At 69.3% G+C, this 11,505-nt stretch carries 9 protein-coding genes; 2 read left to right on the top strand and 7 right to left on the bottom strand.

All coding sequences use genetic code 11. From position 1 onward, the window contains the following. Positions 1–179 precede the first annotated feature (179 nt). Positions 180–1,430, top strand: a complete 1,251-nt coding sequence (locus AOK01_RS07370; RefSeq protein WP_055509696.1) for a 4-hydroxybenzoate 3-monooxygenase — start codon at positions 180–182, stop codon at positions 1,428–1,430. Here the strand turns inward: AOK01_RS07370 and rarD are convergent. Next, positions 1,424–2,410 carry an EamA family transporter RarD gene (rarD, locus tag AOK01_RS07375; protein WP_055509743.1) on the bottom strand — a complete coding sequence of 329 codons (987 nt, stop codon included), beginning with the start codon at positions 2,408–2,410 and terminating at the stop codon, positions 1,424–1,426. The two genes, AOK01_RS07370 and rarD, sit on opposite strands and share 7 nt — an antisense overlap. A 228-nt stretch (positions 2,411–2,638) precedes the next feature. After that, on the bottom strand, positions 2,639–3,493 hold the full coding sequence (locus AOK01_RS07380; RefSeq protein ID WP_055509698.1) for an NAD(P)H-binding protein: 855 nt from the start codon (positions 3,491–3,493) through the stop codon (positions 2,639–2,641). 138 nt (positions 3,494–3,631) lie between these two features. Here AOK01_RS07380 and AOK01_RS07385 point away from each other — a divergent pair, with 138 nt between their 5' ends. Beyond that, the gene (locus tag AOK01_RS07385) at positions 3,632–3,997 is read left to right on the top strand and encodes a winged helix-turn-helix transcriptional regulator (RefSeq protein ID WP_055509701.1); all 366 of its coding nucleotides are present in this window, start codon (positions 3,632–3,634) and stop codon (positions 3,995–3,997) included. 134 nt (positions 3,998–4,131) lie between these two features. Here AOK01_RS07385 and AOK01_RS07390 read toward each other — a convergent pair whose 3' ends face one another. The 5 genes from AOK01_RS07390 to AOK01_RS07410 all read right to left on the bottom strand — a co-directional run bounded on the left by AOK01_RS07390 (position 4,132) and on the right by AOK01_RS07410 (position 11,196). After that, positions 4,132–5,226, bottom strand: coding sequence for a 2-oxoacid:ferredoxin oxidoreductase subunit beta (locus AOK01_RS07390; protein ID WP_055509703.1), 1,095 nt, complete (start codon positions 5,224–5,226; stop codon positions 4,132–4,134). Further along, positions 5,219–7,150, bottom strand: a complete 1,932-nt coding sequence (locus AOK01_RS07395) for a 2-oxoacid:acceptor oxidoreductase subunit alpha (protein ID WP_055509706.1) — start codon at positions 7,148–7,150, stop codon at positions 5,219–5,221. The genes AOK01_RS07390 and AOK01_RS07395 overlap by 8 nt, the downstream gene beginning before the upstream one ends. 353 nt (positions 7,151–7,503) lie before the next feature. Next, on the bottom strand, positions 7,504–8,175 hold the full coding sequence (locus tag AOK01_RS07400; RefSeq protein WP_055509708.1) for a response regulator transcription factor: 672 nt from the start codon (positions 8,173–8,175) through the stop codon (positions 7,504–7,506). Positions 8,176–8,519: 344 nt separating this feature from the next. Next, positions 8,520–9,878 (bottom strand): sensor histidine kinase, encoded by a 1,359-nt coding sequence (locus tag AOK01_RS07405; protein WP_055509710.1) that lies wholly within the window; start codon positions 9,876–9,878, stop codon positions 8,520–8,522. Positions 9,879–9,981: 103 nt separating this feature from the next. Then, positions 9,982–11,196, bottom strand: coding sequence for a sensor histidine kinase (locus AOK01_RS07410; protein WP_055509711.1), 1,215 nt, complete (start codon positions 11,194–11,196; stop codon positions 9,982–9,984). Between the last annotated feature and the right edge of the window lie 309 nt (positions 11,197–11,505).

Here is an 11,505-nt window from a genome sequence, read left to right on the forward strand (position 1 = left end):
AGGTACGGACGCACCGGGCCCGCCGAGCCGAGAGGGAGGGGGAGGAGGGGGATGCGGATGCGAATAGGGACGGGGACGGGGATGGGGAGGACGGGGGAGAGGGCGGCGCCTGACCGCCAACCCCGGGCGTCAGGACGTGAGTTGACGACTCGTCCGGCCGGACTCGCCATACTGTCAACATGACCGCAGACGCCTCCGTCCCGCTCCCCTCTGCCATACCCCTCTCCGCTCCGGCCGCCTCCGTCCGGCGTACCCGTGTCGTCGTTGTGGGCGCCGGTCCCGCCGGGCTCACCCTCGCCAACATCCTGCGGGCCGGCTCCGTGGACTGCGTGGTGCTGGAGAACGAGAGCAGGGAGTTCATCGAGCGGCGGCCGCGTGCGGGCTTCCTGGAGGAGTGGGCGGTCCGCGCGCTGGAGGGGCGGGGCCTGGCGGACCGGCTCCTTGCGAACACCGTGGTGCACACCGAGTGCGAGTTCCGGCTCGCGGGGGAGAGCCACAGGTTTCCGTACGCGGAGGTGTCGGGCCAGTGCCACTACGTCTATCCGCAGCCGCTCCTGGTGACGGACCTGGTGCGTGAGTACGCCGACGTCCGGGGCGGCGACATCCGCTTCGGGGTCCGCGACGTCGAGCCGGCCGGGATCGACACGGACCGGCCCTCGGTGACGTACACGGACGCGGAGACGGGTGAACGCATCCGGCTGGACTGCGACTTCGTCGCGGGCTGTGACGGTGCACGCGGAGTGACCCGGGGCTGCCTGCCGCCGGAGCACGTCGTGATCGCCCGGCACGACTTCGGTGTCGGCTGGCTGGCGCTGCTCGCCGAGGCGCCCCCGTCCTCGGACTGCGTCGTCTTCGGTATCCATCCGCGCGGGTTCGCCGGCCACATGGCCCGCAGTGCGCAGGTCACCCGCTACTACCTCGAATGCCCACCCGGCGACGACCCGGACAACTGGCCGCACGAACGCGTGTGGTCCGAGCTCCACGAACGGCTCGCGGCGGACGGGGCCCAGCCGCTCAACGAGGGCAAGCTGATCGAGAAGCGGGTCCTGGCCATGCACAACTACGTGGTGGAGCCGATGGCGTACGGGCGGCTGTACCTGGCGGGGGACTCGGCCCACCTGCTCGCGCCGATCGGTGCCAAGGGCATGAACCTCGCGATCCATGACTCCCTGCTGCTCGGCGACGCGCTCGTCGCCCACTACGGCAAAGGGGACGAGAGCGGGCTGCGCGGCTACTCGCGGACGTGTCTGCGGCGGGTGTGGCAGTACCAGGAGTTCTCGCAGTGGCTCTCCGAGGTGTACCACGGTGCCTCGTCCGGCGATCCGTTCCGCGCGGGCATCGCGACGGCGCGGCTGCGGCGGACCCTCGGCTCGCCCGCCGCCGGGGCCGGCTTCGCCGAACTGTTCCTCGGCAAGGACACCGACTACTGACGGCGGCTCAACGACGACTCACCTGCCGGCGCCGAGGCGGCGGCGATCGTCGCGTTGCGCAGGACCGTCCTGGACCGCTGGGCGGTCCGCAGCGCGTCCCACGTCAGCAGCGACAACGCGGCCCACACCAGGGCGAACCCGGCCCACCGCTCGGGGGGCATCGCCTCGTGGAAGTACAGGATGCCGAGCAGGAACTGCAGCACGGGTGCCAGGTACTGCAGCAGTCCCAGCGTGGACAGCGGCACCCGGATCGCCGCCGCGCCGAAGCACACGAGCGGCAGGGCGGTCACCACACCGGTCCCGGCCAGCAGCACCGCGTGCCCGGCGCCCTCGCCGCCGAAGGTCGCGTCGCCCTGGGCCGACAGCCACACCAGGTAGCCGAGCGCGGGCAGGAACTGGATCGCGGTCTCCGCGGCCAGCGACTCGATGCCGCCGAGGTTGAGCTTCTTCTTCACCAGTCCGTACGTGGCGAAGGAGAAGGCGAGACACAGGGAGACCCACGGGGGCTGGCCGTATCCGACGGTGAGTACGAGCACCGCGGCGAAGCCGATGCCGACCGCCGCCCACTGAACGGGGCGCAGCCGCTCCTTCAGGAGCAGGACGCCCATCGCGATGGTGACGAGCGGGTTGATGAAGTAACCGAGCGACGCCTCCACCACGTGGCCGCTGTTCACGGCCCAGATGTAGACGCCCCAGTTGACGGTGATGACGGCCGCCGCGACGGTGATCAGGCCCAGCTTGCGCGGCTGCCGCAGCAGAGGGACGGCCCAGGCCCAGCGACGCGTCACCATGAGGGCGATCAGCACGAAGCCGAGCGACCAGACCATGCGGTGGGCGAGGATCTCGCCGGCGCTCGCGGGTTCGAGGAGCGGCCAGAAGAGAGGAACGATTCCCCACATTCCGTACGCCGCGAAGCCGTTCAGCAGACCGATCCGCTGTTCGCCCTTGGGCTCCGGACCTATGTGGGGCTCCGGACCCATGTGCTGTTCGCCCTTGGACTCCACCGGTACGGCCCCTCCTTCTCACCCGGCTGCGGACCACGCGGCATCCGAGCCACGCACAGCCTCCAAGACGGTAGCGCCAAGCGGCACCGCACGTCATGCCCGTATCGCCATACGGTCATGACATACGGGCACGGCATGCGGGGTGCTCGCCCGGGGCCCGCCAGGGAGGAGGAAGGGGAGGAGGAGGGGGAGGAGGGGAGAGGTTCAGCCCTTGAGCGCCGCCGCGACCGACTCCGCGATCGGCGTGGTCGGCCGGCCGCTCAGCCGGGACAGGTCACCGCTGCCGACGACCAGTTCGCCCTTCTTGATGGACTCGTCCACGCCGGCCAGGATCGCCGCCATCGGCTCGGGTACCCCGACACCGGTCAGGATGCCCTTGTACGTCTCGACGGGGACGGAGTTGTACGCGATCTCCTTGCCGGACGCCTTCGACACCTCGGCGGCGTACTCGGTGAAGCTCCACGCGACGTCGCCGCCGAGCTCGTACGTCTTGTTCTCGTGGCCCTCGCCGGTCAGCACGGCCACGGCGGCGGCCGCGTAGTCCGCGCGGGAGGCGGAGGAGATCCGGCCCTCGCCGGCGGCCTGGACGACGGCGCCGTGTTCGAGGACCGGGGCCAGGTTCTCGGTGTAGTTCTCGTTGTACCAGCCGTTGCGCAGCAGGGTGTAGGGCAGACCCGACTCCAGGATCGCGGCCTCGGTCTCCCGGTGGTCGTCGGCCAGTGCGGCGCTCAGGGTGCCGGGCGCGCTGGTGTACGCGAAGAGCGCGACCCCTGCGGCCTTGGCGGCGGCGAGGACGACCTTGTGCTGGCCGACACGGCCCTTGTCGAACTCGTTGCCGGAGATGAGCAGCACCGTGTCGCCCGCGGAGAAGACACTGTCGAAGGTCTCCGGTGCGTTGTAGTCGGCGACCGCGATCCGCACTCCGCGAGCGGCGTGGTCGGCGGCCTTCTCCTTGTTGCGGACGACCGCGGTGATCCGGTCGGCCGGGACCTTCTCCAGCAGTCCGTCGATGACGTGCTGGCCGAGGTGTCCGGTGGCTCCGGTGACGACGATGCTCATGGTGGAAACAACTCCTTGTGGGGTGGGTACGTCACTCACCCTAGGAGCTGCGCTAACTTATGGAAAGTACCCACTTTGAAGTAAGGTACCCACATGGCCGTAAGTACCGTAAGTACCGCACGCACCTCTGTGGTGAGCATGCCGAGCAAGTACGACACCGGCGAGACGATGTGTCCGTATCGCCTCGTCCTGGAGCACGTCACCAGTCGCTGGGGCGTCCTCGTCCTGATCGAGCTGATGGAGCGCCCCCACCGCTTCAGCGAGCTGCGCCGGGCCATCGGCCGGGTCAGCGAGAAGATGCTCACGCAGACCCTGCAGACCCTGGAGCGCGACGGGATCGTGCACCGGGACGCCAAGCCGGTCATCCCGCCGCGTGTCGACTACTCGCTCACCGACCTGGGCCGCGAGGCCGCCGTACAGGTGCGCGCCCTGGCGCTGTGGACGGAGAAGCGGATGGGCGACGTGGAGAAGGCACGGCAGGGATACGACGAGGCCCGGTCCTGAGAAACCGAACCGGGCCTCGCTGAACTACCGACACCGAACCTCTGGCACCGAACCTCCGGCACCGAACCTCCGGCCCTCACCGAACTCCCGACGGAGCACGGAGCCCGGAGCACGGAGCCCGGAGCACGGAGTGCTCAGCCGACGACGGTCCAGGCGTCCCCGCCCGTGAGCAGTGCCGACAGGTCGCCCTTGCCGTTCTGTTCTATGGCGGAGTCGAGCTGGTCGGCCATCTGCGTGTCGTAGACCGGGCGGTCGACGGACCGCAGGACACCGATCGGGGTGTGGTGCAGGGTGTCCGGGTCGGCGAGCCGGGACAGCGCGAACGCCGTGGTCGGCGACGCGGCGTGCGCGTCGTGGACCAGGATCTGCGACGTGTTCTCCTCGGTGACCGCCACGACCCTCAGGTCGCCGGTGACCGTGTCTCGCACGACGCCTTTTGAGCCGAGACCGTCCGCCAGCGGGGTACCGAAGCGGATCGGCTGCCCGTGTTCCAGGCGGATCACCGCTTCCTCGGCCTGCTGCCTGTCCTTCAGGACCTCGAAGGCGCCGTCGTTGAAGATGTTGCAGTTCTGGTAGATCTCGACGAGGGCCGTGCCCGAGTGGGCCGCCGCCTGCCGCAGGACCTCGGTGAGGTGCTTGCGGTCGGAGTCCACCGTCCGTGCCACGAAGGACGCTTCCGCGCCGATCGCCAGCGACACCGGGTTGAAGGGCGCGTCCAGTGACCCCATCGGCGTCGACTTGGTGATCTTGCCGACCTCGCTCGTCGGTGAGTACTGACCCTTGGTCAGCCCGTAGATCCGGTTGTTGAAGAGCAGGATCTTCAGGTTCACGTTCCGGCGCAGCGCGTGGATCAGGTGGTTGCCGCCGATGGACAGCGCGTCCCCGTCGCCCGTGACGACCCAGACGGACAGGTCGCGGCGGGACGAGGCAAGGCCGGTCGCGATGGCGGGGGCGCGGCCGTGGATGGAGTGCATCCCGTACGTGTTCATGTAGTACGGGAAGCGGGAGGAGCAGCCGATGCCCGAGACGAAGACGATGTTCTCCTTCGCCAGGCCGAGCTGGGGCATGAAGCCCTGCACGGCGGCGAGGACCGCGTAGTCACCGCAGCCGGGGCACCAGCGCACTTCCTGATCGGACTTGAAGTCCTTCATGGACTGCTTGGCCTCGGCCTTGGGCACCAGAGTGAGCGCCTCGATCGTGTCCGAACCTTCCGTGGTCGTCTCAGCCATCGATGGCCTCCTTGAGAGCCGTGGCGAGTTGCTCAGCCTTGAAGGGCATGCCGTTCACCTGGTTGTACGACTGGGCGTCCACCAGGTACTTCGCCCGGACCAGCGTGGCCAGCTGGCCGAGGTTCATCTCGGGGACGACCACTTTCTCGTAACGCTTCAGCACCGTGCCGAGGTTCCGCGGGAACGGGTTGAGGTGCCGCAGATGCGCCTGCGCGATGTTCTCCCCGGCCGCGCGCAGCCGTCGTACCGCAGCGGTGATCGGCCCGTAGGTCGAACCCCAGCCGAGCACGAGGGTGTCGGCGTTGCCCGTGAGGTCGTCGACCTCCATGTCGGGTACGTCGATGCCGTCGATCTTCGCCTGCCGCGTACGGACCATGAAGTCGTGGTTGGCGGGGTCGTAGGAGATGTTGCCCGTGCCGTCCTGCTTCTCGATACCGCCGATGCGGTGTTCGAGCCCCGGCGTGCCAGGGATCGCCCAGGGGCGGGCCAGGGTCCGGGGGTCGCGCTTGTAGGGCCAGAAGACCTCGCTGCCGTCGTCCAGCGTGTGGTTGGGGCCCTGCGCGAACTGCACGCGCAGGTCCGGGAGTTCGTCGATCTCGGGGATCCGCCACGGCTCCGATCCGTTGGCGAGGTAGCCGTCGGACAGCAGCAGGACGGGCGTGCGGTACGTGAGCGCGATCCGGGCCGCTTCGAGGGCCGCGTCGAAACAGTCGGCGGGCGTCCGGGGAGCCATGATCGGCACCGGTGCCTCGCCGTTGCGCCCGTACATCGCCTGGAGCAGGTCGGCCTGCTCGGTCTTGGTCGGCAGCCCGGTCGAGGGGCCGCCGCGCTGGATGTCGATGACCAGCAGCGGCAGTTCGAGGGAGACGGCGAGCCCGATCGTCTCGCTCTTGAGAGCCACTCCGGGCCCCGAGGTCGTGGTCACGGCCAGCGAACCGCCGAAGGCCGCGCCCAGGGCGGCGCCGATTCCCGCGATCTCGTCCTCGGCCTGGAAGGTCCGTACGCCGAAGTTCTTGTGTCTGCTCAGCTCGTGCAGGATGTCCGAGGCCGGCGTGATCGGGTACGAGCCCAGATAGAGCGGCAGGTCCGCCTGCCGGCTCGCGGCGATCAGCCCGTACGAGAGCGCCAGGTTCCCGGAGATGTTCCGGTACGTGCCCGTCGGGAAGGCCTGCGTGGCGGGGGCGATCTCGTACGAGACGGCGAAGTCCTCGGTGGTCTCACCGAAGTTCCAGCCCGCCCTGAACGCCGCGATGTTGGCCGCCGCGATCTCCGGCTTCCTGGCGAACTTGGTGGCCAGGAACTTCTCGGTGCCCTCGGTCGGCCGGTGGTACATCCAGCTCAGCAGGCCCAGCGCGAACATGTTCTTGCTGCGCTCCGCCTCCTTGCGGGAGAGGTCGAACTCCTTGAGCGCCTCGACGGTCAGCGTGGTGAGGGGGACGGGATGGACGCTGTACCCGTCGAGGGCGCCGTCCTCCAGCGGGCTCGTGGCGTAACCGACCTTGGCCATCGCCCGTTTGGTGAACTCGTCCGTGTTGACGATGATCTCCGCGCCGCGCGGCACGTCGGCGATGTTCGCCTTCAGCGCGGCCGGGTTCATCGCCACCAGCACGTTGGGCGCGTCGCCCGGCGTGAGGATGTCATGGTCCGCGAAATGCAGCTGGAAAGACGAAACGCCCGGCAGGGTACCTGCGGGCGCACGGATCTCGGCGGGGAAGTTCGGCAGTGTCGAAAGGTCGTTCCCGAACGATGCCGTCTCGGAGGTGAAGCGGTCTCCGGTGAGTTGCATACCGTCACCGGAGTCTCCCGCGAACCGGATGATCACCCGATCGAGTCGGCGTACATCCTTCTCGCTCGCCGGTTTGCGCTGTTCTCCTACGACTGCTCCGTCGGCCTGCTCAGCTGGACTGCTGACCTGACTGGTCACTGAAGTGAACCTCCTTCGAGGCGGCTGTCCGGGGATGGCCCTCCCGCAGGCCATCCCGGGCCCAAGCCTACGTCGGCAAGGGGCGCCCGCCCCGGGACGCTCACACGATGGACGTCGTTTCGGGACTGCCGTAAATCCTCTTCTGTCACGATTTCTGCCACGATTGTTCCGCCCCCCGGCGTTACCTGTGGAAACGCTCCGTACTCATCCTTAGATGCGCTGTAACCGTCTACTGGTTCTGGTTCTGGTTCTAGAACCGTCTTCTGGTTCTGGTTCTAGTTGTGGTGCTGGTGCTGATTCTCGGGCCCGTGCCTGTGCCCGTACTCAAGTCGCGCCAAGTTCCTGACAGGCTGTCAGGACTTCAGATAGGTGAGGACCGCGAGAACGCGGCGGTGGTCCCCGTCGCTCTGGGACAGGCCCAGCTTCATGAAGATGTTGCTCACGTGCTTCTCGACCGCGCCGTCGCTGACCACGAGCTGCCGGGCGACCGCGGAGTTCGTCCGCCCCTCGGCCATGAGTCCCAGGACCTCGCGCTCGCGCGGTGTGAGCCCCGCGAGGACATCCTGCTTGCGGCTGCGCCCGAGCAGCTGTGCGACGACCTCCGGGTCGAGAGCGGTGCCGCCGCGGGCCACGCGGACGACCGCGTCCACGAATTCCCGCACTTCAGCTACCCGGTCCTTGAGGAGATAGCCGACGCCGGTGGTGGAACCGGCCAGCAGTTCGGTGGCGTACTGCTCCTCCACGTACTGCGACAGCACCAGGACACCGAGGCCCGGGTGCTGCTTACGCAGTTGAACGGCCGCCTTGACGCCTTCGTCGGTGTGGGTCGGCGGCATCCGGACGTCCGCGACCACGACGTCCGGCAGCGCGTCCTGCGCCGCGAACTCCGTGATCGTCTTGATCAGCGCGTCCCCGTCCCCGACGCCGGCGACCACGTCGTGCCCGCGGTCGGTCAGCAACCGGGTCAGGCCCTCCCGCAGCAGCACTGAATCCTCGGCGATGACCACGCGCACTCTGTCCTCCACGATTTTTCGGCCCCCCAGCCCACGCCCCGCACATACGTCAGCCCCCAGCATCCCAGCATTGGAACCCGAACGCGGCATGTTTCCCGGCTGCCCAACTGGGACCGCGATCTTTTTAGGGGCGCAATCTTCTTAGGGGCGCGGGGAACGGCGCGCTCAGCCACGGACGGCCCGCAGCCGGGTATGGGCCGCAGCCGGGTATGGGCCGCAGGCCGGGGGGCCGGGGGGCGGAGCCCCCAGTTTCGGGAAGGGGCGGGGCTGGGGAAAGAAGAACGCGTTTCGCCCCGCGGAGCCCTCCGGCCCCACGAGGCGAAACGAGGCGAAACGAGGCGAAACGAGACGAACCCTCAAGCAGCCCGCCAGGGCAACTCGGCAGTCACCCGAGTCGGCCCCGCCACAGGCGAATCCACCACGAGAATGCCATCCACCGCTTCGAGCCGCCCGGCAAGCCCCGCGAGCCCCGAGCCGGAGGCGACATCCGCCCCGCCCACCCCGTTGTCGACGACCTGGATCATGAGCCGGTTCTCGATCCGCCACACGTCGACCGACGCCCGAGTGGCCCGCGAGTGCTTGCTGATGTTCTGCAGCAGCTCGGACACGGTGAAGTACGCGATGCCCTCGATGGCGGGCGCGGGCCGGGCCGGCAGATCGACCTCGACCTGCACGGGAACGGTGCAGCGAGAGGCGATGGACGACAGCGCGGCGTCCAGGCCGCGGTCGGTGAGGACCGCGGGGTGGATGCCACGCGCCAGATCCCGCAACTCCTGCAGCGCCGTCTTCACCTCACCGTGCGCCGCGCCCACCATCCGGGCCGCTTCCTCCGGATCCTCCGTGAGCTTCTCCTTCGCCAGCCCCAGATCCATCGCCAGCGCCACCAGCCGGGCCTGCGCCCCGTCGTGCAGATCCCGCTCGATACGCCGCAGGTCGGCCGCCGCCGTGTCGACCACGACACCGCGGTCCGACTCCAGCTCCACCACGCGCGTGGCCAGCCGCGAAGGCCCGAGCAGCCCGCCCACCAGGCCCCGGTCGACCAGGGTCAGCGCCCGTACGATCCACGGCGTCGCCATCGTGAGCAGCAGCCCCACCAGCGCGGTCACGGTGATCTCGAAGGGGTTGTCCAGGAAGATCCGGTGCGTCTCGTCCCCGTACAGCTGCAGTCCGTCCTGTCCGCCGTACATCGGGTACAGCCAGAACCACAGCGGGTACGTCAGCAGCGCCCAGCCGGTCGTCCAGAGGGTGATGGCCACCGAGAAGGCGAACACGGCCCACGGAAAGTGCAGCATCGTGTAGAGGAAGTGCCGCCAGGACGCGCCGCTCTTCAGCGTCGCCCCCATCCAGCTCATCGGGCCCTGCTTGCGCATCCGCAGCGGTTCGGGCGCGGCGACGTCGAGGCCCAGCAGACCGCGGGCCCGCGCTCGCTCCAGCACGCCGAGACCGCGGCAGCCCGCGAGCCCCGCGGCGAGCACCGGGACGCCGAGGAACGTGATGAGCAGGCCGGCACCGAGCGACATCATCGTCACGGCGAAGGTGAAGGTGAAGATGCTGATCGGCAGGTTCAGCATCAGGTAGGCGAACTCACGCAGGCTGCGGCCCTCGATCGGGGCCCGCAGCGCGGCGGGGAGCCGGTTCCACCGCTCCCCGGTGCCCTCCCCCCGGAATCCGGGGCCGTCGTCCCACCCGTATCCCTGCCCGTACTCCGTGGCCATGGCCGCCGTCCGTTTCTGCTCGTCCGCTGGTGTAACTCAACAGTGCTCTGTACGGCGCTTCCCCGACATGGAGCACGTCGGCGTCTTGGGGCGGGGGTTTTCCCTACCTCTTTGCGCCGGAGGCGTCCGTCAGGTCCCGGTCCCGCCACGGCAGCTCCGCCGTGATCGTCGTGGGTCCGCCGACCGGTGAGTCGATGACGAACAGGCCGTCCACCGCGCCGAGCCGGTCCGCGAGCCCCGCCATCCCCGTACCGCCGTCGAGGGAGGCACCGCCTCGGCCGTCGTCCCAGACCTGTATGAGCAGGCGGTTGTCCGACCGCCACACGTCGACCGAGGCGGACCGCGCACCGCTGTGCTTGCTGACGTTCTGGAGGAGCTCGGAGACCGTGAAGTACGCGCTGCCCTCGATGGCCGCGGCCGGGCGCGACGGCAGCTCGGCCGTCACCTTCACCGGCACGGTGCAGCGGGAGGCGACCGAGGACAGGGCGGCGTCCAGGCCGCGGTCGGTGAGGACCGCGGGGTGGATGCCACGCGCCAGGTCCCGCAGTTCCTGCAACGCCAGTTTCACCTCGCCGTGCGCCTCGTCGACCATGGCGGCGACGGTGTCGTCGGCCTGACCCTCCAGCAGCTTCTCCTTCGCCAGGCCGAGGCCCATCGCCAGCGCCACCAGCCGGGCCTGCGCCCCGTCGTGCAGGTCCCGCTCGATGCGGCGCAGATCGGCCGCGGCCGTGTCGACCACGACCCCCCGGTCCGACTCCAGCTCGGCGATCCGCCGCTCCAGCCCGTCGGAGGGCGACAGCAGCGCGCGCACCATCGCCCGGTCGGCGTTGGCGAGGCCGCGCGCGATGAACGGCAGCACGGGCCACAGCACGAACAACGAGGTCAGCGTGACGGTGAAGGTGACGATGCTCCACGGAAGCCGTATGAGTTCGTAAAGGGCCGTCCGCCAGCCGACCGGATCCTTCAACCCCATCCACAGCGCCGCGAAGAACCCGCCCCGCCTGCGGAACGGCAGCCGGCTCGGCTCGTCCACCCGTACCCCGAGCAGGGCCCTGGCGCGGGCCCGCTCCGCCTTGCCCAGCAGACGCGCGCCCATCAGCCCGAGTGCCAGCACCGGCAGCCCGATCACCGTCAGGGTCAGCCCGGCTCCGACGAACAGAACGGTGACGACGTAGGTGAACCCGATGATGGAGGTCGGCAGGTTGACCAGGAGATGCACGATCTCCTTCCAGGTGTGCCAGTCATAGGCGAAGCGCGCGGGAGGCGGCCGGTCGGTGCCGCCGTCCAGGGTGTCGGCGGCCAGGATGCGTTCGGTCATAGCGCCACCTTGCCGGGCCGCGGCCCGCGGCGCCATGAGGTGGACCGCCTGCGCCCCCGGGGGAAAACCCCACCATCGACGGGCCTCGGGTACCGCTCCCGGCCACAGTCGCGGACCGGTCCGGCCACGCCCCGGAATTTCCGCCGCACGATACCTACCCGTGACGGGCTGCTTACGGTCTCTTTAGCAGGCCCTAGACTCCGGTGCGTACAGATCGTCGAACGCGGCGCATCGCACGTACGAGGCCTACGGGCCCGTCGTACAGGCCCGTCGTACGAAGTCTTCGGGATCAGGGAGTGAGGGGCGGAC

Source organism: Streptomyces aurantiacus, from assembly GCF_001418335.1.
Taxonomy (GTDB): Bacteria; Actinomycetota; Actinomycetes; order Streptomycetales; family Streptomycetaceae; genus Streptomyces; species Streptomyces aurantiacus.